The sequence below is a fragment of the Natrinema soli genome (assembly GCF_028618695.1).
Window position 1 is genome coordinate 17,417 of record NZ_JAQIVI010000507.1, and the last position, 26,759, is coordinate 44,175.

The 26,759-nt window shown below is 55.6% G+C and carries 20 protein-coding genes and 4 pseudogenes; 14 read left to right on the plus strand and 10 right to left on the minus strand.

What is annotated here, in order from left to right; translation table 11 throughout:
* From PGX04_RS25235 to PGX04_RS25245, 4 genes and pseudogenes are all read right to left on the minus strand, one after another.
* Positions 1–1,929, minus strand: coding sequence for an alkaline phosphatase D family protein (locus PGX04_RS25235; RefSeq protein WP_273741016.1), 1,929 nt, complete (start codon positions 1,927–1,929; stop codon positions 1–3).
* Positions 1,930–2,171: 242 nt separating this feature from the next.
* Entirely contained in the window at positions 2,172–2,516 is a 345-nt protein-coding gene (locus tag PGX04_RS34785) for a transposase (protein WP_377043428.1), read from the minus strand.
* Positions 2,505–2,696, minus strand: a pseudogene (locus tag PGX04_RS25240) (hypothetical protein); the annotation flags it as partial. The pseudogene PGX04_RS25240 and the gene PGX04_RS34785, both read right to left, overlap by 12 nt.
* On the minus strand, positions 2,693–4,099 hold the full coding sequence (locus PGX04_RS25245; protein WP_273741017.1) for an APC family permease: 1,407 nt from the start codon (positions 4,097–4,099) through the stop codon (positions 2,693–2,695). The gene PGX04_RS25245 and the pseudogene PGX04_RS25240, both read right to left, overlap by 4 nt.
* Before the next feature lie 313 nt (positions 4,100–4,412).
* Here PGX04_RS25245 and PGX04_RS25250 point away from each other — a divergent pair, with 313 nt between their 5' ends.
* Positions 4,413–5,741, plus strand: coding sequence for a glutamine synthetase family protein (locus PGX04_RS25250; RefSeq protein WP_273741018.1), 1,329 nt, complete (start codon positions 4,413–4,415; stop codon positions 5,739–5,741).
* Between the two features lie 51 nt (positions 5,742–5,792).
* Here PGX04_RS25250 and PGX04_RS25255 read toward each other — a convergent pair whose 3' ends face one another.
* Positions 5,793–6,365 (minus strand): helix-turn-helix domain-containing protein, encoded by a 573-nt coding sequence (locus tag PGX04_RS25255; RefSeq protein WP_273741019.1) that lies wholly within the window; start codon positions 6,363–6,365, stop codon positions 5,793–5,795.
* 470 nt (positions 6,366–6,835) lie between these two features.
* Here PGX04_RS25255 and PGX04_RS25260 point away from each other — a divergent pair, with 470 nt between their 5' ends.
* The 4 genes from PGX04_RS25260 (at position 6,836) to PGX04_RS25275 (ending at position 11,222) form a co-directional block, all read left to right on the plus strand.
* Entirely contained in the window at positions 6,836–8,245 is a 1,410-nt protein-coding gene (locus tag PGX04_RS25260) for an ethanolamine ammonia-lyase subunit EutB (protein WP_273741020.1), read from the plus strand.
* Complete coding sequence (eutC, locus tag PGX04_RS25265) at positions 8,242–8,970, plus strand: ethanolamine ammonia-lyase subunit EutC (protein WP_273741021.1); 729 nt, start codon at positions 8,242–8,244, stop codon at positions 8,968–8,970. Before PGX04_RS25260 ends, eutC begins: the two co-directional genes overlap by 4 nt.
* Positions 8,971–8,984: 14 nt before the next feature.
* The gene (locus PGX04_RS25270; RefSeq protein ID WP_273741022.1) at positions 8,985–10,442 is read left to right on the plus strand and encodes an ethanolamine ammonia-lyase reactivating factor EutA; all 1,458 of its coding nucleotides are present in this window, start codon (positions 8,985–8,987) and stop codon (positions 10,440–10,442) included.
* 318 nt (positions 10,443–10,760) lie between these two features.
* Positions 10,761–11,222, plus strand: a complete 462-nt coding sequence (locus tag PGX04_RS25275) for a VOC family protein (protein WP_273741023.1) — start codon at positions 10,761–10,763, stop codon at positions 11,220–11,222.
* A 1,187-nt stretch (positions 11,223–12,409) separates the two neighbouring features.
* Here PGX04_RS25275 and PGX04_RS25285 read toward each other — a convergent pair.
* Together PGX04_RS25285 and PGX04_RS25290 are read right to left on the minus strand one after the other, a co-directional pair.
* The gene (locus PGX04_RS25285; protein WP_273741024.1) at positions 12,410–13,402 is read right to left on the minus strand and encodes a M14 family zinc carboxypeptidase; all 993 of its coding nucleotides are present in this window, start codon (positions 13,400–13,402) and stop codon (positions 12,410–12,412) included.
* Positions 13,403–13,466: 64 nt separating this feature from the next.
* Complete coding sequence (locus PGX04_RS25290) at positions 13,467–17,255, minus strand: carbohydrate-binding protein (protein ID WP_273741025.1); 3,789 nt, start codon at positions 17,253–17,255, stop codon at positions 13,467–13,469.
* A 341-nt stretch (positions 17,256–17,596) separates the two neighbouring features.
* On the opposite strand from PGX04_RS25290, the pseudogene PGX04_RS25295 reads away from it, so the two are divergent.
* Positions 17,597–17,856 (plus strand): annotated as a pseudogene (locus PGX04_RS25295) (DUF7692 domain-containing protein).
* A gap of 34 nt (positions 17,857–17,890) precedes the next feature.
* On the opposite strand, the gene PGX04_RS25300 reads toward PGX04_RS25295, so the two are convergent.
* Together PGX04_RS25300 and PGX04_RS35085 are read right to left on the minus strand one after the other, a co-directional pair.
* On the minus strand, positions 17,891–18,157 hold the full coding sequence (locus tag PGX04_RS25300) for a HalOD1 output domain-containing protein (RefSeq protein ID WP_273741026.1): 267 nt from the start codon (positions 18,155–18,157) through the stop codon (positions 17,891–17,893).
* Between the two features lie 140 nt (positions 18,158–18,297).
* Positions 18,298–18,474 (minus strand): annotated as a pseudogene (locus PGX04_RS35085) (PD-(D/E)XK family putative nuclease); the annotation flags it as partial.
* 197 nt (positions 18,475–18,671) lie between these two features.
* Between PGX04_RS35085 and PGX04_RS25310 the strand changes: the two are divergent.
* The 6 genes from PGX04_RS25310 to PGX04_RS25335 all read left to right on the plus strand — a co-directional run bounded on the left by PGX04_RS25310 (position 18,672) and on the right by PGX04_RS25335 (position 23,139).
* Complete coding sequence (locus PGX04_RS25310) at positions 18,672–18,980, plus strand: Cdc6/Cdc18 family protein (RefSeq protein WP_273741034.1); 309 nt, start codon at positions 18,672–18,674, stop codon at positions 18,978–18,980.
* Positions 18,981–19,457: 477 nt separating this feature from the next.
* A complete protein-coding gene (locus PGX04_RS25315) occupies positions 19,458–19,802 on the plus strand; it encodes a hypothetical protein (protein ID WP_273741027.1) in 345 nt (114 codons plus the stop codon).
* 547 nt (positions 19,803–20,349) lie between these two features.
* Positions 20,350–20,985, plus strand: coding sequence for a TVP38/TMEM64 family protein (locus PGX04_RS25320; protein ID WP_273741028.1), 636 nt, complete (start codon positions 20,350–20,352; stop codon positions 20,983–20,985).
* A 114-nt stretch (positions 20,986–21,099) separates the two neighbouring features.
* On the plus strand, positions 21,100–21,366 hold the full coding sequence (locus PGX04_RS25325; RefSeq protein ID WP_273741029.1) for a hypothetical protein: 267 nt from the start codon (positions 21,100–21,102) through the stop codon (positions 21,364–21,366).
* 75 nt (positions 21,367–21,441) lie between these two features.
* Positions 21,442–21,921: a universal stress protein gene (locus tag PGX04_RS25330; protein ID WP_273741030.1), complete on the plus strand. Its 480-nt coding sequence runs from the start codon at positions 21,442–21,444 to the stop codon at positions 21,919–21,921.
* A 351-nt stretch (positions 21,922–22,272) separates the two neighbouring features.
* Positions 22,273–23,139, plus strand: coding sequence for a universal stress protein (locus PGX04_RS25335; RefSeq protein ID WP_273741031.1), 867 nt, complete (start codon positions 22,273–22,275; stop codon positions 23,137–23,139).
* Positions 23,140–23,271: 132 nt separating this feature from the next.
* Here the strand turns inward: PGX04_RS25335 and PGX04_RS25340 are convergent.
* Positions 23,272–24,139, minus strand: a pseudogene (locus tag PGX04_RS25340) (IS1595 family transposase).
* Positions 24,140–24,274: 135 nt separating this feature from the next.
* Here PGX04_RS25340 and PGX04_RS25345 point away from each other — a divergent pair.
* Together PGX04_RS25345 and PGX04_RS25350 are read left to right on the plus strand one after the other, a co-directional pair.
* Positions 24,275–24,832 carry a YqaA family protein gene (locus tag PGX04_RS25345; protein ID WP_273741032.1) on the plus strand — a complete coding sequence of 186 codons (558 nt, stop codon included), beginning with the start codon at positions 24,275–24,277 and terminating at the stop codon, positions 24,830–24,832.
* Positions 24,833–25,394: 562 nt separating this feature from the next.
* Positions 25,395–26,252 carry a phosphatase PAP2 family protein gene (locus PGX04_RS25350; protein ID WP_273741033.1) on the plus strand — a complete coding sequence of 286 codons (858 nt, stop codon included), beginning with the start codon at positions 25,395–25,397 and terminating at the stop codon, positions 26,250–26,252.
* Positions 26,253–26,759: the final 507 nt, after the last annotated feature.

Consider the following 26,759-nt stretch of genomic DNA (forward strand, 5'->3'; position numbering starts at 1 on the left):
TTAGACCGGCGCGTACGACGCTTCCGCAAGGACGATCCCTTTGTCGTTGGCGACAAGCACTGTGTCGGGGTTGCTGTTGTTCAGGACTGCGCCGCCAAAGTCAGCATAGAGCGTCGATTCAGTGTCCTCGCCGGTCCCGTTGCGGACCGTGACCGTCTCACCTGCTCCGAGGGTGAAGTCACCGAACGTGTAATTCTGGCTCCCTCCTTCGAAGCTGATGATGAATTCTGAGAAGTCGATAGCGGTGTCGCCAGTATTTTGAGCCACAGCGTACTCGTTGTTGAGATCTCCATCCTGATCTGGTCTGATCTCAGTGATCTCGACGGCTGACTGCTGAGGTTGGGCGTGTGGTTCGGAGGCCAGGTTCGCACCGGGATCTCCAGCGTCGGTCGTGAACGATGCGATAGTGCTTGCTGAGGCTTCGGGCTCCTCAACAGTTGAGACGACCCGGTAGTCAGTCTGCCACTGCTCAGTAGTGATCGTACAGCGGACGTAGCCCCGGTTATCATTGAAGAACCGCTGCCAGGGTTCACTGTGTGATGGCCCGTATTGAGTTATCCCGGACCCATCTCCTCCCGAGGTGATTGAGGTACCGGCGTACTCGGTGCCGACCGTCTCTGAGTCGGGGTCCGAAAAGTCGGCCTTGAGGTTGTAAGCGTAGTTCCGATGAACATCGCCAGTGATCACGACTGGATTCAGCTCGGGGTCAGCGGCCATAACATCGAGCAGCCTCTCCCGGTCGGCGCGGTACCCATCCCATTTGTCACCGCTACCGAAATTCTGCACTTCTGGATTCGGGTTCTGATCGGTCGCGGCGAATGGTGCCTGATTGGCGAGGACGTTCCATCGAGATGTGGAATCGTTCAGACCGTCGACCAACCAGTCTTCCTGCTCGTCGCCAAGAATGGTTCGCTCTAGGTCGGCAGCTTCCTCAGAGGTGTAGACTTGATCGTCGCGGAATTGTCGAGTGTCGAGGATGTTGAACTCGGCCAGGTCACCGAATGTGAACCGCCGATAGAGCGGCAAGTTCGGGCCGTCGGGAATTCGCGAAGGGCGTAGCGGCTGATGTTCGAAATACGCTTGGTAGGCGTTCGCCCGGCGTTCGAGGAACTCCTGCGTGGGGTCGTTATCTTGGGAGATTGCGTCGGCATAGTTGTTGTCGACCTCATGGTCGTCCCACGTCACGATCCACGGGAATGCAGCATGGGCGTCTTGGAGGTTCGAATCCGTCTTGTACTGCGCTAGGCGGATTCGATAGTCACTTAGGCTTTCGATTTCGTGGGACGGTTCGTGGTCGCGATCTAATGAGCCGACCCCCTGTGCGCCGCCTTCGTAAATGTAGTCACCTAGTTGAATAGCCAGATCAAGGTCTTCGTCGGCGAGGTGGTCGTGAGCAGTATAATACCCGTAGCGGTAGTTTTGACACGAGGTGAATGCGAACTTGATCTCGTCCACGTCAGTTCCCTCTGCAGGGGCCGTTTTTGTTCTCCCGACCGGGCTTCGGTCGGGGCTGACTTTGAACTGATAGTAGTATTCTGTGTTGGCATCCAAGCCCTGAACGTCGATATGAACTGAGTGGGCGTACTCAGGACGCGCCTTCACGTTGCCCTTCCCAACGGTATCGTTCATGTCTTTCTCGGTCGCTATTTCCCACTGTACCGGGACTTGGCGGTCAGGCATTCCACCGTTTTCGGTGAGTGGTTCGGGTGCGAGGCGAGTCCAGAGGACGACGGAATCCGGCAGGGGATCACCAGAGGCAATACCAAGGGTGAACGGATCGCTTTTTACCGGTCCCTGTCCGTTGTTCCCCTTGTCGGCAGCGACTCCTGTCCCGGACGCGCCGATGCCGGCAATCGTCGTAGTGGTGACTGCTTTTCGAATGAATTCGCGTCGGCTCTTGTCGAGTGGTTTGTCTAAGTTGTCTTTCACACCTCATTGACTGAACACCTCAATGTTAACTAAATATATTTGTAATATGTGTCATGATGATTGAATATAGAGATAAATGTATGGACACATACCAGCACAGTATTTATCATAATAGAAGATAATAATAACCAAAGAACCTGTCCAAGAATCCTACACCACCAGTCATACGATATTGGCCGAAGACACCGCTGCACATTCGGTAAATTGACACAACTGCGTCGACAAAAAGAGACCGGACTCAGTTATCCGGTAATCATGTTCGCCACTTCGTGGCCATCCGGCCCTCGGCCGGACCGCCACAGTTTCAGCAGGTTGTGCGTCGCTGGGAACAACGACCACTCCGCTTGTACCCCTGCCTCCCCGCGTAACAGGAATCGGTCGCAGCCGCGGGTGGCATGCTGACCGAACACTGCTTCTACACTCTGGCTGCGCTTGCGGTAGATGTCTCTACCCTGTTTCGTCCGGAGTTTCCGCTCCATGTGTTCTTTCACCCGTACTACTTGGGGATCCGCCCTCGTGGCGGATCCGCCTCCCGAAGCTCCTTCCGTCGCTTCCAGTCTTTGGTCGTTGCGATGAATCTCGATCATGTACTTCAGCAGATTCAGCGTTTCACGGTAGCTGTGGCCGTCTTCGAGCCGAAAACAGTGCAGAACGACGTGTACCCAGCGGGCGAACCCGCCGCTGGCAGGCTCGCCCGCATGCTTCCCCAACGCTTGTTTGACTAGATGCCATTCGGTTCGAAACAGTTTATTTCCGTTACTGTTCAGTCGTCCGCCATGCCGGCGGAGGCTTGAGTAATAGTTTCTGGTGTCTGCCTCGAAATCCAGAATCTTGCGAACGCATACCCAACGACGAAGATCAACAGCGCGAGGCCGAGCAGTGCGGATCCGTTCACAATGCCGTACGAAGCGGCGTAGCTCCCAAGAACCAGCACGGTCGCAGCGATGCCAATGACGTATGCGGCGGTCGGCATGCTGAAGGGTCTATCAACATCAGCATGAGACCATTTGAGCTTGATAGCGAGTCCGAATACCCAGAGGTACGCGAGCAGCCACGCGGCCGTCGCGGCACTGATAAGCAGCGTGACCGTCTGTGAGAAGAACGTCGGAATGAGCACAATACCGCCGGTGAGACCGATCGCCGGCCATGGGGATTCAAACCGAGGGTGCAGCCATGCGAACTGCTTTGGCCATAATCCCTCTCGAGCCATCGCGTAGATGATCCGCGGAATCGCTGCGTAGGCAGCGACTAGCGCCCCCATCGTCGAAGCGAAGGATGCGAGCACGGCCATCCCGACACCGAGGTCACCTAGGAGGAGGTTGCCGATCTGGATTTGGGGGGCATTGCCGAGGAATACCGCCTGGCGGGTAGCCGGATCGAGAACCGACGCAACACCGAGGCCCATTACTAACCCGACGACAAGGATTACTACAGCACCGAGGAACACTCCACTCGGGATGTTCTTCTCCGGGTTTTTCACCTCCTCAACGAGCGGCGTAGCAAATTCGAGGCCGATGAACGCCCAGACGCCAAGCGTACTTGCGATGAGAACGCCCGTCCAGCCGAATGGCATGAATTGCTCGGTCAGAACCGCGGGGTTCGATGCGCCTTGGTTTGTGAAACCAAACAATGCAAGAAGGCCGAAGATGACACGAATCCCAAGGTTCACGACTATGAGGATCACCTCAATGATGAGCGTCGTGCCGATGCCGAGCATGTTGACACCGATTGCGAGCAAATTGAGAATTAGAATCCAGATCACAATAGATCCGACGTTGAGCGATTGTACCATCGCACTCGCTCCTGCAGTCGATTCTGCAGCCCAGACGAGACCGAACAGGAGCCAGTATCCCGTACCGATTCCCGCAGCGAGAGTCAGCGAATTCTTCCGATTAGACTCGGAGAACGCTTGTTTCGTGTATTCATAGATCTGCCCCGCCTTGGGAAACATCGTCGTAAGTTCCGTGAATGCGAGTGCGGCTAGGAGGTTGACTGCGAACCCGAGCAACAGGGCGATCGCAAACGCGGGACCGGCTTGCCCGACGAGGATATAGCCACCCGCGAACGTCGAGGTAGAGACAACCAGACCCACAGCGATGACCGCTGGTCCCCACCAACTGACCGTATGACTGAACTCCGAGTCGTCCAGTTCTGATTCTTCTGTAGCCATTCTTACCGTCCCTTGAGGGTAACTTCTAGACGGTTGGACCGAACAGTGCGTCCTCGAGTCCACATTCGTGAACTACTGTGCCGTGGTAACATTCCATCAGATGTGTCGTCGGTTATCGCATGACACTTGCTTCGTCAATTTGCGGGTGTTTAAGAGCCTCCTTGCCCTCATGACATGTTCCGGCGTGTTTCAACCGATTCCATTTCCGCCTACAATTTTGGGCTTAAAGGTCCCAATTGATGTCTATCACTGACATATGTCTGATAAAGTAATAATACAGAGTTTTGTATAGGTATAGACAACGATGGTACCGATGACCCCTTCTGATGATATTGACCATTCGTCTCTTCGCCTCGTCTGGACAGACCTCCACGGCACTGCCCGGGGAACTCTGCTCCCAGCTACACAGGTCGAGACCGCTATCGATGAAGGGGTTGGCTTCGCGAGCGGCGTAAGCGAGCTCACACTCGAACCGAGTTTCGTGGCGGATGCTCGGTACGGGCCAGAACACGGAAACATGGTTACGGTAGCCGATCTGGACTCAGTTGCCCCGCTCAGCTGGCGTGAAGACGAGGCTATTGTCTTCTCGAATCTAAAGACACCAACGGGTGACCGGTTCAACCTCTGTTCGCGAAGTGTGCTTCAAGAGGTCGTATCTACATTCAAAACAGCAGGTTACACACCCCGTATCGGTATTGAGCTAGAGTTTTCGCTCTTATGCTCTGAAGGTGAGTCGCTGGTTCCGTATAACAACCGAAGTTCGTACGACTTAGAGGCGCTTGACCAAGCAGCCGAGTTAATCGACGAATGGGACACAGCATTGACGACCGCAGGATACGAGCCGCTCGGTATTCACGCAGAGTCACAGCCGGGTCAATTCGAGCTGAACATCCGGTATGACGACCCAGTAACCATCGCTGATAGCGTCGTCTTCTGCCGACACATGCTCAAATCACTTGCACGCCGTCACGGGCTCAAAGCGACGATGATGCCTTGTCCGTACACAGATGAGGACGCGAACGGGCTACATTTCCATCTCAGTCTCTGGAATAAGAATAGCTCAGAGAACCAGTTCGCGAGCGACGATCGGACACTCGAATTCCCCGAAGGTCGACGTGACAGCGGGCTTACTGACGAGGCACGGCACTTCCTCGGCGGGATTCTTGACCATTCGATGGCGCTTACAGCGGTCTGTGCTCCTACTGTGAACTCATACAAACGGCTGGTTCCTGGCCGGTGGGCACCGATCAACATCGCATGGGGTCCGGATAATCGATCCACGGCGATACGAATCCCGCCGGAACTTGGTGCAGGTACACGCATCGAGTACCGCATTCCAGATTCTGCTGTCAATCCGTACTTGGCGTTCGCAGCGACGTTCGCTGCGGGACTTGACGGACTCTGTAACAAGACCGAACCGGGCCCACCGACGCTCGCGAACGCCTACGAAGAGGAGGATCATAACCACTTACCTCGGACGCTGTGGACAGCGATCGACAATCTCGAATCGAACACTGTCCTCCGAGATGCGCTCGGAGCAACCCTCGTCGACGAGTTTGTGAAGCTAAAGCGAGACGAGTTCAACCGCTCACAGGAGAGCGTCTCGGTATGGGAACAAACGGAATACCTGGATAGTTTCTGATTGGAGAGGATACCGTGTGGCGACTCCGCTAATACAACCACTAATCGATAATCACTGGAGGAACGGGACGGCCGCCGTGAGTACCTTCGCTTCGGAGCGGCGGAGATGCTCACCGACGGTAGAGACGTTCGCATCGTCTAATTCCGCCAGTGTCTCGATGTTGCACCCACGCGGCGACTCGTAGTAGCCGTGTTCGATAGCTCGATGGAGGACTTCCCGTTGACGGGGGGAGAGGTCCTGTATCGCCTGTCTGATCTCACCCATACTGGTGAGGAGTTGACTCTCCTGAGGAGATTTCAGTCCGTCTACTTCGAGTGCGCCCAGTTCTTGGAGCTCCGAGTGTGCTTGGCTCGCATGCTCATGATCCACTGTCAGGACGCTCCAGTGCTCGCGTCCACGTGCGACGGTGGCCGGCACCGACGGGAAACACTGATTCTTCAGGAGGATATTCAGGACTGGCTCGGTTTTGGGGTCATGATCATAGTCGCCGACGAGACTGATGACCGCCGTTTTCCGGTCGGTGTCGTAGTTGATTAGTTGTGCTATGGACATCACCTCGTGAGTCGCCAGCCACTCGACGAGGCGGTCGACCTCGTCCGCCTCGACGTTTGCCGCCTCAATCATTGTGATACTATTTCCGCGTACGCGGTAGGAATAGACGATCGTCGCCGTCAGTCCCGGAAACTCGTCGTTGACCGTCTCAGTCCAGCATCCTCGATGTATAATCTTGAACGTGTATTCGATCATATTGATAAACTGTATCTAGGTATAGACACTCATACCACCCATATACGACTTGCTCTCGGACGCTAATATCTGTCGAGAGCGGCAATGAGAGGGACGAAAACTACACCAATAGTGGACGTATGTGAAGTGGGACAGCTAGTGTGACCGAAGTGAACTAGGTTAAAAATGGTCGCAAATGAGCGCATAAAGAGACACCTATAGAACCTGCATCAGCTATAAGAGATGGATGATGGTGCCAATACACATGGACGAACCGCCACTCGCCGGAGCAGTACGGCCATACTCACGGTCGGCGGACCGAGTAATAAGCGAGTCCCTTGGGGGCAATATACCCTATCATCCCGTCTATGACTCCCAAACTTGAATCCACCATCACCGGGTCGTGCCAGTCCTTTGAGTCTATCCGCGAGGTACTCGCGAAGGCCAACGAGGAGAAGACCGGCGATGAACTCGCAGGTATTGCTGCTGACTCAGCCGCCGAACGTGTCGCCGCCAAGGACGTCCTCAGTCAGCTCTCTCTGGCCACGCTACGTGAGAAACCAGTGATACCCTACGAAGACGACGAGGTCACACGTGTCATTCAGGACGCGGTTGACGAGGCGGTGTACAAAGAAATCCGTGACTGGACGGTCGCCGACCTCCGAGAGTCCCTCGTTGACGAGCGAACAAACGAGGAGGATATCGATCGTATTCGTCCGGGACTAACGAGCGAGATGATCGCGGCCGTCACGAAGCTTATGTCCAACATGGATCTAATTCAGGCGACCGCGAAGATGACTATTACCGCGCGCTGCAACAATACCATTGGGACTGAAGGGACACTCTCGTTTCGTCTACAGCCGAACGACCCGACTGACGACATGGATAACATCCGCTATTCGATCTGCGAAGGGCTCTCGTACGGCGTCGGCGATGCGGTCATTGGAATTAATCCAGTTGAGGACAATCACGAGCAGACGAAACGCCTCCTCGAAGTGACGAAGGAGTTCATTGAGGAGTGGAACATCCCAACACAGAACTGCGTCCTCTCGCACTTGACGACTCAAATCGAGGCCGTTCGAAACGGCGCTCCTGCCGATCTCCTTTTCCAGAGTCTGGCTGGCACTGAAGCTGGCAATGAAAGCTTCGGTATTGACATCGGTCTTCTTGACGACGCATACGAATTCGGCAAGGAGCACTGTACCGCCTCCGGACCCAACTTCATGTACTTCGAGACCGGTCAAGGTTCGGAGCTATCGAGCGACTCACATGCTGACGTCGATCAAGTAACACTAGAGGCCCGTTGTTACGGGCTCGCAAAGCGTTACGACCCATTTATTGTGAACACGGTTGTTGGTTTTATCGGCCCGGAGTACCTTTACGACGGAAAGCAGGTCATCCGAGCAGGTCTTGAGGATGTGTTCATGGGCCAACTCACGGGTATCTCCATGGGCATTGACGCCTGTTATACCAACCACATCCAAGCCGATCAGAACGACATCGAGAACTTGGCAGTGTTGCTGACCGCCGCCGGCTCGAACTACTTCATCAGCGTCCCTATGGGTGACGACACGATGCTCAATTATCAGTCGAACAGTTACCACGACGCTGCAGCGCTATGGGATATCTTCGACGTGCGCCCGGCCCCAGAGTTCGAGTCATGGCTCGAAGACATGGGAATCGCCAGAGACGGTCACCTCACTTCGAAAGCCGGCGACCCGACAATGTTCCTGGGCGAATACGAGGACGGACGGAAACAGGAGTCGACAAACTCATGAGTGATATGGATCCTCACACCGATCCGGAGGACGAGACGGCACTCGAGCGGATCGCCAGTGCCAGTCCATCTCGGCTTGGTCTCGGTCGAAGCGGGACACGCCCCCGGACAGCATCCGTACTGTCATTCCGCGCCGACCACGCACAGGCACGCGACGCTGTCCTCACGCGCGTCTCCGAGGAAACGATCGAGAACGCAGGTCTCCTGAAGGTCACAAGTCAGGTGTCGGATCAAGATGAGTATCTCGCCCGACCCGACCGCGGCCGGCAGATCAGTGAGGAGACGGCGGAACAGATCCGCGACGCCTGCACTCACGCTCCTGACGTTCAGATAATCGTCTGTGATGGCCTCAGTTCGACGGCCGTTGAGGCGAACATTGCTGACCTCCTCCCGATGCTCACCGACGGGCTCGAAGAGCGGGGGTTCACGGTTGGGACGCCCTTGTTCGTGGAGTTTGGTCGCGTCGACATCATGGATGCAATCGGCGAGGAACTTGAAGCCGATATCGTCGTGAACCTCATCGGGGAGCGGCCGGGGCTGAACACCGCCAAGAGCCTGAGTGCATATTTGGTCTATGACCCCGAGCGTGGAAAGCCAACGGCGACGAAATCAGTGATTTCGAATATTCATCCCGACGGACTTCCGGCGATAGAGGCGGGAGCACAGATCGTTGACCTCGTTGCCACGATACACGACCAACAGGGGAGTGGGATCGAACTGGCATGAGAGGGCACTGAGAGATGGGTCGTGAGACAGACACATTGACGAGTGTTGGTATCGATATCGGGACGACGACAACGCAGCTTGTTGTCAGCGAAATTACCATCTCATCAGCAGGTCTCGGCGCCCTGGACGTCGATATTGAGCAAACGGAGCTCGTCTATCGGGGAACGATCTACGAGACACCACTTCTCGATCGACAGACGCTCAATGTCGAAGCCATTGAGGACTTGGTAACGTCAGAGTTGGAACAGTCTGGATACACGCCGGCGAGTATCGACAGCGGCGCAGTCATCGTGACTGGCGAATCATCCTACAAGACGAACGCCGAGGAGTTAGTGACCCGCATCGCGGCCGACGCAGGCGAGTTCGTCGTCGCAACGGCAGGACCAGAACTGGAGTCCGTTCTGGCCGGTACCGGCTCTGGCGCAGCAACGTGGGCCTCGGACAAACAGAAGACGATTCTCAACGTGGATATTGGCGGCGGCACGACTAACATGTGTCTGTTTGCAGGGGACTCGATTGTCGAGACGCGCTGCCTCAACGTCGGTGGTCGACTGCTTCGCTTCAACACGGCGGGGCGGGTTACGCACATCTCCAATCCAGCAGCGCTACTGATCAACGAGGCCAATCTCGATATCGAAGTTGGAAAATGCCCGAGCGAGGCTGCACTCCACGAACTTGTAGACCTGATGGCCAATTCAGTCTTCGAAACGATCGACGGAACCGAACGCAGTGAGCTGACGAAAGAACTGACAATCAGGGACAACGAGTACACATCCCGAACCATTGATGGTGTCTGCTTCAGCGGTGGCGTGGGACGATTGATCGCAGCGAACGATGACGATGATCTCTTTGCGTATCAAGACATTGGTGGAATGCTCGCGACAGCGATTCGTGAACGACTCGAGTCATCCTCACTGATTGTTTGGCCGCCGACAGAAATGATTCGTGCTACCGTCATCGGTGCAGGGACTCAGACGACATCATTCAGCGGGACAACAGTATCGTTCGACGAGTCTGTTCTCCCCCTAAAGAACCTCCCTGTCGTCACAGCGTCGTTCTCGGGAACTGACCGTGAGTCATTGGCCGACGATCTCCGACACTGTCTCGAACGAGGGTTATCGCTGTATGAGACTGACCAGGTAGCCGGCCTCGCGCTGGCACTCCCCAACTTCGATACACTGTCGTACGACTGTATCACCGCGCTTGCTCATGCATTGGATCAGGCGTACGATGAATCGGGATATGCCCGTCGCCAGTTGCCATACGTCATCGTAACGCAACAGAACTGTGCTAAAGCGTTGGCCCAGTGCCTCCGTGCTATCTCGACTGACCTGTCCCCGCTCATCGTTATCGACGAGATCGCTGCAAGCGACGGCGACTATCTGGACATCGGGGAACCGATACTGTCCGGTCAAACGGTTCCCGTTATCGTCAAGTCGCTCGTATTCGGTCGCGAAAGTTCAGCCGCATAGCGCACCATTGACGCCGACGCGTCACGATCGCAGCCTGACCACTGAGTGGCCCGTCAGCCGTTAATTGATGAGTTTGGTGGGCTGTTCAGCTACTGCAGAGAACCCTAACGAACGACTATCTGTCAGAAACGGCGTGATGGATACACAGGACGTATCGATCACCGGTTCGGACTTGGATGGGGGTTACTTGAAGCGCTCAGTACGGGTGAACTACGGATCATTTGGTACATTGAACATGATCGGTAGCTCTCTTGATACTGTAGCTCGCCTTCGTATTGCCAGAGAAAGGTATATTTCGCTACCAGTCCATCCTCTACGATGCTGGAAACCGTCAGTCCAGAACAGGCGAGTCCGCTTATGGAACCACGAATTACTGTTATCACGTTGGGAGTCAACGACCTCGAAACGTCACTTGACTTTTACCACGAAGGTTTGGGTTGGCCGACGGAGGGTATAGTCGGAACTGAATTTGAAGGTGGAGCTGTTGCTTTCTTCCCGTTGAATAATGGCTTGCAGCTTGCACTTTACCCGAAACAGCAAATCGGGGAAGACGCGAATGTTGAGGAGGCAACACCCAGTTCTACAGAATTTACCCTCGGCCACAACGTTGTGTCGAAAGAAGCAGTCGATGCCGTACTGAAGACAGCGGACGAAGCAGGCGCAAAAATCACCGACCCGCCACGTGACCGTGAATGGGGCGGATATTCGGGCCACTTCCTTGACCCAGACGACCACCTGTGGGAAGTAGTCTGGAATCCGCAGTTCGAGATCGAAGAATAGGCATCAACTTGACTACGCGCTCTCAGGCCACATTCACTGATATATTCGCCTACTCTAGCTTCACCGTTGCATGAAGGCTGCTCCAACACTCGCGGATATATTCGCAGCCCTACTGGGCGTTTAATTCAGTGTAGAAAAGGAGAAGCAAACGAGGACTCTATGATGGGTACATCCTCTCTATCTTGCACACGGTAAGATAGATATGTAAGTGGTATTAAAGTTGAAGTCGCCTGATTCTGAACTCATTAGTTCACGGTTGACGGACTACTGAGTATCGTCCCAACCGTGGACTACCTAGAACATCACCTTTCTAAAACTCGTGTCACGTTCGATTTCCTAAGAAGATCTACTAGGCAGAATAGACTTAGGACGGTACTGAGTGCAGCTTCAGCCGTTGTTTCGCTAGTTCTCCTCCAACTCGACTGGGTAGAGTCAGCGTAGCTTGATTCGAGCGTCATCAGTCGTGAACTGCCAGTTGATGAGTCGGTCAGCCGCATTGCGATGCTGCTGCCACGCAGCGACCTCTGACCGGAGGTCGCTGCGTGATAGATGTGATGATCGAGACACTGGTGTTTGAGGACACTTATTCCAATTTCGACTATATTCAACCAAACTTAGAAAATCGAGAATGGAATCGGGAACTACCTATACTCGGTGGTCCCTATCGAGTCAGGAGTCCAGTTGTTCGGTTGTTGTTTGTGCTCGTGAGCTTCCTGTGCGGAATCTCTGGGTGATCGTCTGCTGTGGCGAGCACTACCCGTCTGGTTCCGCTTCGAAGTGTTCCGCGAGTGGATTGATCACTCACTGGACGACACACTGCGTCGGAAGTAAGAAGCACCAACCAACCGTACCGGAATCCCGTCGACCTACAGCCAGCTGGACGCGGGCTGAGACTGTCCGCGTCCAGCGGCAGCCCTATGACTGAGCAATGGCTTTGCGTCTTGTCAGGCTCGCCAGCACACTCACCGGAGTGAGACCGCCGTCTCTGTTCGACTTAGTAAGTTAGTTGGTCTGATCTCCCTCAGCTTACTCCAGAAATTGAGTCAGCAATCAGGACTGATGGGAACTATCGACTGTAAGAAACCGGTAGCGCTGACGTTCGGCGAGAGCAAACGACTCGTGACGGTGTACGACCACGCGATATAGGTTGGTTAACTGATTTCGCTCCTCAAACGTGACCGACGCACTCACCTGGTGTGTGGAATATCCTCGACGCGCTCTGGATCACGGTCGTAGAGGTCACCGGTCGCGGTCGTCCCGATTAGGGACATGAACGACGGTAGTGCAGCGAGCGTCCGGTTCCGATACTGATCGACCGACTGCGGTTCGACGCTTTCGAAGATGACACTGCCCCGGTCTTGGAGAGCATAGGCCTTGTGGGCGACGCCCGGATAGCCCGCTGTCGCAGGGTACCGACTTACGACCTGATCAAATCGGCTCAGATGATCGTACATCTGTACACACATTCTCTTCGAGAGCGCGAGGCCGTTTTCGGGGATTGGTTTGTCACCCAGGACAGGCCACATCAACGAGTGAGTGACGTCTTCTCCGTCTTCGGTCGTCTTCGCACTCTGTCCGTGGATGTCTAGGAACCACTCGGGATCGACGCGCTCGACGGCCTCTGTGACCGCACGTGCCGCCGGAACCGGGTTTTCGGGAAACTCCTCAGGTTGGTTTCGATAGAGGCGGCTTTCGGTCCAGTCAGGGAAGTGATACCGGTTGGGATCCCATCCCCGTCCACGGTAGGTCGTCGTGAAAATCCCGTTGCTTGTATTTGGGTCCGGGGCATCTGGATCGACGTTCCCACGGAACCCGATCGCCGCCCCATCGGGGTTCGCCCGCGGGATGACGTGGACAGTTACCTCATCTAGATACGCCTCGTACTTCCCGCTTGCCATGTAGTACAACAAGGCGAGCAGGCTTGTAGATCCCGTGGACTCGTTACCGTGTTGGTGTCCGACGAGCAAGACATCCGTATTCCCTCGGCCGACCGACACCATGTCGATGCCTCGCCCCTGATTCGACGTCCCTACCGTCGACATTGAGAACGGTCGTCCCTTCGTGTCGAAGTGATTGAGGACCCGCTTCAGTTCGTCGTAACTCCGGTACTTGTCCTCGCGGTGTGTCGCGTCGGTGCCGAGCGGCGCGTCGCCAAAGATTCCGTCATGGCGTGTCTCCATCAGTGGTCGGATTCGTGTCATTTTGGTGTAGTGTATGGTATCGCGTCGTGTAGTTCGAGGTTGGTCAGTCGATCTGTACCCAGGTCCGAGACAGTGGAACGCGAAACTGCGCTCGCTCTTCGATGGTGTACTCGTAGCCCGCGTCGGGATCAGACGAATCCGCGAACCTCGCGACCGTCGTCTGTTCTCCCACGTTGAGTGTCATCTGGTTTCCTTGATTGGCCGTCGCGTCCTCGATATGGTACGCTTGTACGCCAGCGTCGGTCTCGACGTATAGCCAAGTGCCAGCAAGTTCGTCAGCGACGTTGCCGCGTTGTGGCCCCTTCGTTAGTCGCACGCGGAACTCGTTCGTGCGCGAGACATTGCGCGTAAAGTCTTCGATGACCCCCTCGTATGCGCCCGGTTTGTCCCGTACAAGTGGCGGTCCGTCTCGAACGGGGGCGAGCATTGATCCGTCCTCTACGTGGGCAAACGTCGGCTCGCCCTCCCGTTCGGAGTAGACGGCGAGGAAGCCGTCGAACTGGAACTTGTCACTAACTATACATATAGACTCGCCCGGCGCGTAGGCCACGTAGTCTGTCCGTCCGTTCGCCAGGGCCACCTTCACCGCCCGCCCAGCGTCGTCTCCAGAACGGGTCGGAACCGCCTCGATTGACTCGACGGACCGGTCGCCGCGGTACGGTTCGAGGACCGAGGTGAAGGTGCTGTCTACGTTCGATCCCTGACGTCGGGCGAGGGCGTAGCGGAGGTGTCTAGGGACTCCGGGGTGGCGGGGTGGGCGACCGTCTGCGAGTGCAACCTCGTCTACGTCGCCGACCATCGTCAGTCGCAGGTGTACATCGCCCCGATCCGGGATGGCGTCCCACGCGTCCGTCACGCCCCAGTCGACGCTGAAGCGCTCTCCCGGATCCCCGTCACGAGCGACGTTGTCTAGGTAGTCGAACCCGCTTTCGCCCTCTCGGTCGTAGTCCGAGGATTCGCCGTAAGCGGGTCGAGGGACGTCTGGACCGGCGTAGGTTCCCCCATCCTGGTCGACTAAGTCTAGGCCCTCGGTCGCGGCCGATCCAGCCGCGCCGTGAAAACTGAAACAGTGATCGTCGCCGCCCTCGACCCTGAAGAAGTCGACCGCATAGGAGTGTTGTTCGTCTATCCTCACCATTGCGGTGGTGCGACGATACTGGTCTACGCCAGGATAGGCATCTGGCGACTCGACATCTGCTATGCTCACGCGGTCCGTCGCGGCGAAGTGCAGTGGCGACCCGACTCCGGTCTCGGCCTGGGGTGCCTCGTCGACCACTACCGTGTTATGACTGATCGTGTTGGTCGTCCAGTACTCCCCTTTCGGCCACGTAGAACTGTCGCCTGGCGAGTCGGGGTGGGGCCAGAATCCGGTCTGCTCGGGGTAACCCAGGTCCGGGGCAAGGTCGCCACCGTAGGCATGGACGTCAACATGCAAGGCGTCGCGGTGGCGTCCGTACGTGCCGGGCCCGTCCGGGGTGGACGCTCCGTACTGGATCGATATCGACCGCTGGGTGTTCCCCCGTTCGGCCTCTAACTCGCGCTCTCGTTGGGCTCGTTCGTCAAGGAATGTCGCTGTGATGACGCCCATCTTGTAGTTCGTGGCGGCGTCGAGCTTGCCCACGTTCTCGAAGGTGAGACGGTGCGTTCCCTCCGAGAGTTCAACGCCGTCCGCGATGACCGTGTCATCCCCGACGCCGATGGTCTCCCGGTAGAAGTCGTGTTCGCCCACCGTCTCGCCGTCGATCAGCACCTCGTAGATGCCATATCCGGTGGATTTGAACGGCTTGAGTGTGAACTCGTACGTCTCAGTCACTGGAACGGAGAACTCAAAGTTGATTGACTGGCCCGCAGTGTCGGCTTCGAACTGGACGGTGCCGCTCCCGCTGTAGACCGTGTAGTCGGCCGTGTGGTCGAGAACGGTCATCGAGGGGAACTGGCCGACGACACGATAGCCCCCGCGGATGTAGTGTTCACCGTCGCGAAGCACGGCGAGTCCGGTCCCCGCCTGATTCGTACTCGACAGTTCGAGCGGTCCGTCCGCGTCGATTACCTCCTGCACCGACCCCGCGACGGCCTCAGGGTCCTTGGTGAACACGCCGTCGTGCATCCCATCGTAACTGTACCCGTTCACGAGGAACGCCGCTTTGGCGAAGCGTTCGTTCCCAAACGACTCGAAGGCGCGCGTCATCGCTTCGGTTTCGATCGGCAGCCATGGGTTACCGGTTCGACCCATCGATCCGGCGCGGGGAAGGTACTTCTCGTGGAGTATCTGCGGAACGCGACCGCCCGCCGCTCGTTCTACGCTCGGGTGGTCGCCAACGGTCGGACCGTCGTAGCCCTCGTAGTCGTCGAGGACAGCGGTCACGTCCTGGAGTGCCTGGAACGCCGCCTCGCTGGCCGCGGGTGAGCCCTTGTGGTTCCCATCCCGATCCACCTTGTCTACGAGTTCGCTGAGTAAGTCCCCGCCAGTGACCCACCACTCGCCCCAATAGGACCCATCGCGACGATGGGTCCGTTCGCCCGAACGGAGGAGGAACTCGACGGCATCACCGGTGTAGCCGCCGGGATCGTCCTGGACGGCGGCCGACATTGCTAATGCGGTTCGGTGACCGCCCGACGGCGAGTGAATCTGGTGGTTTTGAACGGCGGGCAACACTGCCTGGACGACGTTCTCCTCGATGTTTCGGCGGACGTCGTCGGCACCCGCTTTGCTGCCGACGTTGTACTCTTCGGCCTTTTTGCCCAAGAACGCAAGGAGATCCTCGTTCGTCATCGCGGGGAAGAACGCGTCGTACGCACTGAGCAGTACTCTGATCGCGACTGTCTCTTCGACGCACCCGCCGATCTTTCCCTGGCCAGTCCACTCGTGGATGCCGACGTAGCCGTCGTCGTATCGATAGACAGAGATATCCATTTCGGGGTAGATGTCTGCGATGCGGTCTACCAGGACAGTGCCCGCCCTGGCGTACGCGACGTCGTCAGTGAAGAGGTAGGCGTCTCGGAACGCTCGCACCGCGTCGAGTATATATTCCCAACGATACACCCGGTTGTAGTAGGCGACGAAGTGGTAGCGCGCCCCTTCGACACCGAGTTCGCCGTCCTCGTCAACCCAGCCTGTGCCGTCGTCGACGCCCCAGTTGTCCGGCTTGTCGGGCCGTTCTTCGTTGACGAGCAGCGAGTCGTCCGCGAGGGCGGGATCGAACGTACCGCGGTCGTCGAGGCCGCTCTCGCGGTAGGCCGCGAAGTCGTTCGTCGGAAATACACCACCGGTCGCGGGTTCGACAAGTTTCCACGGCTGTGCTGCAGGGAACGTAATGTCCTGGCGTCCTACTTCGGGCGTCGAATCGACGAGTTCCCACGGCCGTCGCGTCGGCGTAGCGTTCAACGGATCCGTGCCAAACGTCTCATAGACCGCTGCACCGTTTTGGGGGTTATTGTCGCCGACCGCGTCCGAGAGGGAGATGCTGCGTGGCACTGTTTGGGCGGTGACCGCGCGCCACAGTCCGTCTATGTCCTCGTAAGCCTCTCGGTACTCGTCTGCGGTTTCGATCGCCTCCTTCCGTCGGTTTGCCGCCCAAGTGTATCGATCGGCGTTCTCGCGCGCCGCCGACCGACGGTCCGGTGTGTACAGCGTCGACCGTGTCTTACCGCTTGATTCGGAGGCGGTCGGAGCATTTCCACCCCGCGTCGGTTCTGCGGTGAACAACCCGCCGAGCGCCAGGACATTGGTCGCCTTCAGGAACTCCCGTCGACCGTGTCCGTCGATTCCACCGGGCGGTTCGCTCGACTCACTATTGCTCGCTGGACTGGTTTCCTTGTCACCGTTACTCATGGTCTATCATAGTATACATAATACCCGATAATAATCATTCCTGATTACCTACCAGATTCGGCTGTGAAATATACCCGCTCCAGTACACGGCAGTCAATTTGCTTGCGCGTACGTTCGCTTAATATTGCTAGTTTAGAGACCACATCACGAACAGATTTGTGGAAATAGGCTATACATAGGGCAGAATCAACGTGTAATCTGAGCAGAAGACAGCGTAGCGAAGAGAATATATCGAATTACGACTGTTTCTCTGGATGACCGACATGTCCACCAATTTTGGGCCGAAATGGACCGTTCAGTGAGTCGAAAAAACGAGGATTTCGGGTGTCGGGTGTACGAGTATGCGAATCAGAACCGACGACGACTACGCATACCGACGAGACGCACGATCGAACGTGCAGCTGACTGCTACGACTGCAACAAGACGAAAGCAGTGGTGAGTGCCTGCAATGACGTTCCGACGTTCGTCTAGGCCTCCCGCCAAGTCCTCGAGGGCGACGAGCTCACGCTCGAGCAGCGCCGAGAGATCGCCGAGACGCGTTCGACTCGAGCAGTGGCTTTCGAAGTCCCTCCTGAGACAGTCATTGAGATCGACTACTAAGAGATTGAATTTTAGCCCCGGGGCAGAGAGCGGGTCACACTGCGGTTTTCTCAGGGTCGAGGGCCGCGACACGTTTCTCGAGATCCACGTCGCCTCTACTATCGACAGTCACCGTGTAGCCGTTGTAGGCAAATTCGATTGTGGACGGATTCCTCTTGGAGTCGCGTGCTTCATAGAGTGAGTCAAGCGCGTCCGTGTTGATTGCGGAGTGGATCGGTGGGTTGAGCTTTTCCGGTTGGACTCCTTCACGTTCGGCGACTTTGTCTACGATCTTCAGACTGAGTGGTTGATTGGGTTGCACGATCTCCGATGTCAGGAACTAACACATAAAACCAGACGTTCCTCTAATGACGCGCGTCAGACAACGGCCTATGATCAGTTCTCATGACATATTCTGAGTAGGTAGGAAATGAGAGATTACGGTGGAAGAGAATCACTTATTCAGCAGATAGTGCCGATCGAGATTTTCGCTTGCTCGGTCCCGCAATGATCGCTGCCACCGTGCCACCGGAGCAGCGGGAACTCGCTCGAGCGGACCATTTTGTCACGTAGGATTGTGCAACCCGATCGTCCATGTGGCCGGGAGACGACGAAACAGTACCAGCCGTCGTGCCGCCTCGAGAACAGCTCGATAGACGGGCCTATAGACCACCCGCGCAAAAAACACCACCTACTACCGAACCATCCCCAGACTCCGCGCCGCATCCGCCGAAACGACGATATCCCGCTTCGAAAGCCGAGCCCCGCCACCGGCCACGTCGTCAATCAACGCCGCCAGACCCTTGAGATAGCCCCGATTTCGGGCCTCTCGAAGCGTGAGTGTCGCTCTCCCCGTGTGTTCGATCGCCCGATTCTCGAGAAAACGCGCGAGCGTCGGCGTCGAACCCGGCGAGATCGGTGGCGGCGAGCTCGAGAACATCGCCCGGTGTCCGGATTCAGATGCTCGCGACGCGATCGCGTTGCTCTCTCACAGCGTCCGGAATACCGCAAACGCCTCGGCCGATCGAGTCACGTGGGCTGTGATCGACGACTCGAAACCCGACGCGGACCAGGCCGTGGTTTGCTCCCGCCTCTCGGACCTGTCTCGTGGCCAGCCGCTCGTGCTCAAGGTCACCTCCAACTAACACGTCTGCCACACGTCAGACGTGCCGCTGTCGGCGACTTTTCATCAGCTCCAGTTGAAACAGGTGAGTCATGATGCCGCGTAACAAACGCGAGGGACCTTCCCCCTTTTCCGCTGGGACGCTGGAATAATCGAACCCGCGGTCGAACCGATCGAACTCCCACCAGAGGACGAAATGAACCAGTGGATGACCGAACTCGAGAAGAATGGCGTTACAGCGGAACTCCGGTATAGTCGATTAGCCGATCCCACCGAAGCCGTGGTACTACCTGAGGAGAGAGACGACGAAATCATATCGAGGACCTCACTACGTTCAGCCTTGCACAAGAATTTCAGACTGAATTAACTGGGCGCCACGTACTCTGGTGCCAGTACCAGCTATTCTGACTTGCACTGTACATTAATCAATTCCATATCAATGAGTAATAATTAAAATCAAGTTATATGCTTTGGGTTCGTATTTCGGAATATGCGTTCAATGACACAGCGGCTCGCAATATGCCTCGTCCTGATGGTCAGTGTAACCGGCTTCGCCACAGTTGCGGCTGCAGACGGCGCTGAGACGAACTCCAAGCAGCTGGGTAGTATCGATGTTTCGCTCGAAGATAAGCACGCCTCCATTGATGGGATTGAAATCTCGAGTCAGGCGCTCCCGACAGTCGAGATCGACGAGCGCACATACTCGATCAACTCTTTCTCACTGCACGCTGATGGTGTGACACTCGAGTATAATGGCCGATCCTATGATATTTGCCAGGTCGATATCACTCTCGAGAATGTCGGCATCACAGTGTCTGATATCTCTATCAATAGCGGCGAATAACTGTCAGATCGAGGTTGTATTTCATTGTACGCAGTTCACTTCGTCGAGTGGCTCTCATGAGGTGGCCTCTTGCGGCGAACAGCACGCTGCACTTGGCTCTTCGGTATCCATTCCTCAGATAATCCTGTGATCTCTGTTCGCTGGTCGAATGCGTGATGTTTCTCTTGCAACTGGTTTTCTAGCCATTCAGAGCGGGTTTCATCGTCACCGGCGTTCTCGATGCCTTTTTCAAGATGCTGGATGCGGTGGGCCAGTCGCTTGAGTGGGGGTGCAACTGCTGAATTAGTGAAGTGGATTGCCTGCTCTGTTTGGCGATCGATCTGGCCGACGAACTCAGTTGGCGTTTTGCCATCAACGAAACCGATTTTCTCTTCTGCGAGTCGCGCCTGCTGGCTCGCCCGTGGGAGGCTAGCGGCGGCGATCGGGGCCGACGACCGGTCGGAACTTATCTTGAGTGGGGCGGAGGTGATCGATCGGAGCGGCGGCTAATTGGCTTCGTGGTTTCGCGAGAACTATAAGATGAAATTCCTATTCTGAGAATAGATTGATGATCCGCGATACCCGACTCTTAATTGCGGGCTTCCTCTTCGCTGTGTTCTGCATTGCGTGGTGGTCGATTCCCACCCAAAAATTATTTCTCTTACTCTCGAATGCTCGTGGCGGACTTTTCCTGCTCGTTCTGTTTACCCTCTATGTTGTTAGACCATTTATAGCTGCTCCATTAAGCCTGTTCTCAATTTTCGTCGGGTACCGGTTTGATCTGTATCTGGGGATTCCAATTGCCCTGTTCGGGACTATCGTGACCTGTCTTCCACCGTTTGTCATTGCCCAATACTTCCGTGGTGGCAGTGGCTTCTTCGGTTGGCTCTCTAAGAAAGGTGAGGACGTGTTTGAAACAACGGGCGGAGTCCGCGGTGTTATCGCAGCTCGTCTTTCACCAGCGCCGGCTGATGCAATTTCGTATAGTGCTGGATTTTCTGGGGTGCCGATGTCTACCTTTATTGCAGGGACTTCGATCGGAGAACTACCATGGGCGACGGCATATGTTGTCACTGGCGCTTCGATGCGAAATCTCACAATGGGACAAATCCAGTTAGACTGGCGAATCCTTGCAGTTGGTGCTATAATCGCCTTTGCACTGGTAGCCAAGCCAGGATACGAAAAACTCCGTTCGAAGACCTAACGACGCGCTTTGTAGGAAATGAAGACAGCAATACCGAGAACTGCGGCATACCAGAGCGTTCCAACGCGGACGAGTACTGTCGCAACTGTGGTCGTTATGGACGAACTGAAATAGATGCCCTACACCGACCCACTCGAGGCGTTCACCGACTTCTACACCGGGCCGTATTTCGAGACTGTTCAGGACCTTGGCGACGCCTATCCCGACGAGCGCTCGCTTCGAATCGACTGGCACACCCTCGAGTCGTGGGACGGCTCTGTTGCCGACGAGTTCCTCCAGAAACCTGCTCGGATGCGACAGTTCGCAACGAACACGCTCACTCGGCTTGACGAGATATCCGTCGTTGGCGTAAACGTCCGCGTCTACAATCTCCCCGGCTGACAGACGGTTCGCGTCGGGAAGTATCGGACGCGCCAACTCGGCAAGCTGCTGTCCGTCCGAGGGAAGGTCGTTGATATGGACGGCGTCACGCCCTATGCGGAGGTAGCCGCGTTCGAATGCCCGTTATGCGGGACGCTCTCTCGAATGCCCCAAAGCTACGGCGACCTCATAAAACCGAACGAATGCGCGGGGTGTGAGAACTCAAGACCGGGCTTTCGGTTTAACCGCGAGCAATCCGAACTCGTCGATCTCCAGAAAATCGTTATCATCCCGCCAGACAGCAACTTGGAAGAACCGCCGGCCACGATCGCCTTTCTGAAAAACGACCTCGTCGATATGGTCGGTCCCGGCGACCTCGTCACGCTGAATGGGATTTGCGAGACGTTCAAAGGCCAGGCACAGGAAGCTATTGGTGACTACGCTACCGAGAACGATATCGGTCTGGTCGTCATGGCATCCGAGGGCGAATCGGACCTGGCCAGCCAGTCGCTGGGAAGCGTCACGGACCGCGTTCTCCGCACGGTTGACGTGCCAGTCCTCGTCGTATTCCAGTAGCCCAGCTGGCCGATCGTGTGAGGGAGTACGAGAAGAATATCTTGGCCTTCGAGGATGAGGGGCTGTCACACCGAACCACGAGGGGAGATACGCGAGCATCGCTACGCGCAACAATATCTCTTTCACAGGCTGACGAGCGGATATCACAGGGCCCGATCCCGAGGCAGTTCACGACGTCGTCTTCGGTGCTATACTCGATCAGCTGGCTGAGCATTCGCAGTCGACGTTCCTGCTTACTCACTCGCAGGAGCCACGTCGGCATACTTTCCTCCGCTACCTGCTCAACAAAGTAGCGTTCTGAAGAGAAGCAAACTAATTAGCAGGTTCGCCGCGTGGTTACCTCCAGCAAGCATGTACGAGGATATCCTACTTCCGTTCGATGGAACCGAGGGAGCGGCGGGCGTACTCCATCACGCTGGCGAAATCGCGCACTGGGCCGACGCGACAATTCACATCCTCTACGTGGCCGACACCACTCGTGACAGCGTCACCGTCGTTGAGGGGCAAACTGTGGATGCACTCGTTCGGCAAGGCGAGGACATTGTCGAGGAAGCTGAGAAAACGCTGTGCACGCTCGGTGTCGACTATGAGTCCGACGTCGTCCAAGGGAATCCAGCGCCGACGATCAGCGAGTACGCTGAGCGCTACGAGCACGATTTGATCGTGATGCCGACACACGGCCGAGAGGGAATCTCCCGATATCTCATCGGGAGTGTGTCCGAAAAGGTCGTCCGTCTGTCGCCGGTGCCCGTTCTCACGGCCCGAATGCAACCCGACGAACAGTTCACGTTCCCCTACGAGAACATCCTCATTCCGACAGATGGCAGCCCGAGCGCCACCCATGCCGCCCGCCACGGGCTTTCGCTCGCGGCAGCCCTTGATGCAACTGTGCATGTCCTGTCCGTCGTCGACGAGACGTCGCTCGGGCCGGACATTCGGTCAACGATTTCGGGCCAAGAGAGAGAGCAATCTGCGACCGACGCCGTCGACGACCTCGTCTCGGAGGCGGAGACACACAGCGTCGCAGACACTGTCCGACACGTCGAACACGGAACGCCCATCTCGGAAATTCTCGACTGTATCGAGACGAACGACATCCACGCCGTCGTGATGGGCACGACAGGCAGACGCGGAACCGATCGCATACTGCTCGGTAGCGTCGCTGAAAAGACGGTCCGCTCCGCCCCAGTCCCCGTTCTCACGGTCAGAGAAAACTAATAGATCAGTGGGAAGCCGTGGTACTGGTCGCTGACGGCAGTTCACATATTGGATAGTCCCTTTCCCTGTCTCCGTCACGTCGCCAGCGAAGTGCCTTCCGTCGCAGTGGAAGCCGAGCGATGACTGCTACGCTCATCTCGATGACTCGTAACTCAGGATTTTGCTGAACCAGTTGACGTCATCATTCAGCAAGAGAGAGAGAGAAAGTTGAGGTAGCCCTGAAGATGGTGCTTCGAGGCGCCTCTGAACTTCGCCAGCCACTGTCGAAGGAAGCTGTGGCGGTTCTCACAGCTGTTTACGTGAGCGTTGCCGATCACGTACGTGTCATCGTGCGTGATCGCCAGATGAGCGTCAATTCCGTCGTATTCGTCGATGTCATCGTAGATCGTATAGTCATCGGTACACAGAATCACCGTCTCATCACCTCGGTCGGCAATCTCTTCGTCCACGTCCTGGAGAGTTTCTCGAACCAGAAACTCAACTCGTCCGTCGCTCTGACAGACGAGTGTCACGACTGGCGGTTTGTCCGATTCGAAGCTCCCTCGTCCCTTTTTTTGAGTCCGCGCAAGCGCGGACTCTTACCTTCCTTCTCGATCCCCTTCTCACCCGCTGTCACGTAGATTTCGTCGGCTTCACACACGTCCGAAAGCGTCAGATCGTCCAACTCACCGCACAACTCCTGCAGATCGTGGCAGAAGTTCAACACCGCTTCGTAGTCTCGCTGCAGTTCCGACGCGATCTGTGCCGACCGCACAGATCGCATCTCCTCGATGGGGAATTTCTGATGCTCAAAAAACGAGTCCGTGAGATCGTTGAAATACGTCTCACACTCCTTGCACCGGTACTGTTGAGCGTCTTTTCCCGTCGTTCCCTTCTTGCTGGCTGGATCGCTCTCCCCGAAATAGACGCATGATTCCGTCGCGCCCGCTTCGGCGCGACAGAGTCGCTCGTAGCAGTCGTCCGGATCAGGAAGGAACACTTCTACCGAGTCCCTGTCCATCAACAGCAACTAACGAACTCCTCGCTACTGGAAGTTACGACTGGTCGGGATGAGCGTCCTATCGATACATACTCGACACGTGGCAGATATGAAGCGAGTGGCGACGAGAGAGACCTGGGTTCATTCAAACACATGATGAACGAAATACTGCTTCTTCCGCCTGAGACGCCAATCATTCTCGATGCGAGTAGCCTCGAGACAGTCGTCGAGTCGGCGACAGGCTGGCCTGGAATGGGTATTATTTTCGTCTATTCGTTTTTGATTGCATTTGCGCCCCCAGGCCCGAGTGAGATCGTTTTGGCCGCACCGCTTGATCTCGACCTCCCATCGTGGGCGCACCTCTCGAGTATCATGCTTGTGAGTGCAACCGGAAAGGCTGCCGGGAGCGTATTTGCGTTCCACATTGGTCAGGAAGTCAAACAATCCGGTCCAATCACGCGCTGGTTACGACAGTCAAGATGGGACATTCTCGAGTGGTCCGAGAAACGATCCGTCCAGTTCACACAACAGTACGGTTACAGTGGGCTCGTGATGGCCCTATCCGTTCCGTTTTTCCCCGATACGATCTCGATTTACGCGTTTGCAATTCTTGAACAGAATTACGTAAAATTCGCGATAGCGACATTTCTTGGAAGTCTCGGCCGGCTCCTTGTTACGATCGGGTTCGTCAGTAGTCTCTCAATAGTATTCTGAGCCCATCAACCGTTTCGGGATCAAACCGCTACAATACCCGTTAGTGACCACCCGATGATGGCATTCAGCCGCTCATCGTAGATACATCCCTCGAGTGTCACACGATAATAACTTTGGGCACAGATACTAAAATCCGCAATCAGATTCTATATTCCGGTTGGAAGCCCGTTCTTGATGCAATGACTGTCAGTTAAATTTCTATCCATTACTCCTACTTCCGCGGTTCAGCGATTGAGGCCAAAACAGACAGTAACACTGTCATTCAACCGTCTTCGGACGAGAGACCACTGATCGCAGAACGGTACAGCACTGCTCATTCGATATTTGACGATAATTTCGCTTGACCATCTGCCGTGTCACCCCTCGAACTTCAGACGTCTCTTTCGGTGGATGACAGCGCTGTCTTCCGGTTTCATAGTTATCTTACCTGATCACGATTAAACCGCGGAAGTAGAATCAATCAAATACAGGTTGGTAAAATTATATTACGGATATATTGAATATATAGATGGGAATACCATCACCGTTAATTTATAGGTATAGGAACAGAGTGATACGACGAATGGCACTCATAGATATGATCACCCTGACTAGTCTTGCCGTACTTATTGGATTGTTTATAACATGTCTGCTCTGTCTTAATGCTCAGCAACTCCGCCGCACACGTACTGAGTTCAATCACCGACTCCGGAACGTCGCACCCTATCTCAGCGCTACGGCGCTGTTCTTCCTGGCTAAGCGGGCGACACATGAGTATAGTTTACAAATTTCATACGCCCTCGACTGGGATATTACCAATGAACTCTACGCTATTGAAGGTGAGCTCGTTGCAGTCCTTCAAGACATCGTTCCCGAAGCCACGTTAGGATTTTTCTCGGCGATGTACATGTTTGGATTTCCGTTCCTTGTGATAGCTGCACCGATCCTTTATTTTATGCTGCCATCACAACGCTATCTCAAGGAACTACTCATTGCATACCTTCTCAATTACTTGATCGGCTCGCTCTGTTACACGCTGTTTATCGCGTACGGTCCCCGAAACCATTTGTCGACTGTTGACGGCTTGATGTATCAATTTTATCCACAGACCCAGGACCTCACAGCGGCGGTTTCAGCAAATACAGATGTTTTCCCGTCTTTGCACACATCGCTGGCGATCGTTGTCCTGTTATTTGCTTGGCGTTCTCGCAGAGACTACCCCCAGTGGTTTTTGATTACAGCGTTTGTGGTCTCTGGCGTCGTCTTCTCAACAATGTACCTTGGGATCCACTGGTTGCTCGATGTCGTGGCGGGTAGCGTGCTCGGAATTGGATCTGTATATGCAGCCGACCAGTTTGTTACCCGAATGGAAGGTAGTGTCGGTCAAACGCCTACTCCTGATGATCGTGAGGACAGCATCACGTCCGATATAAGCGATTGATTCCAGCTGTAACCCGGCTATCGATGCGAACCCACAAACTAGAACACAGAATTGAAGTGGGCTTCGCGCACTATATTAGTCATGCGAATATCATTGATGGAAATGAATAACCATCAAGCGTATAAATTCAAAAAATGGTATAGCAATGAGTAAGCTAGACATTGGAGGGACAGTACTAGTGCTGGCTCTAATAGCGGTATTTTTGCTTGGAACAATCCTAGCTGGTTCAACTGCCGGACTATGGTGACAAAGTAAGTACTCCCAATCCCATGATAGCTTTGATAGCACAGTGACTGGGATCACGTTGCCACACATGAAGACTGGTCAGTGAACTACTTTGGAACCAATCCCTGAGGTACTTGCCTTGTTTCATCAGCGGTCGACGCGGATCTCGTCTCGCCCGTCCATACTCGTGATACCGTCCTAAAGTGTTACTGACTGTCGTTACGATTCTAAGAGGTCGGTCGCAGTCACGACCTTGACATCCTGTCCGTTGATATATTTGAG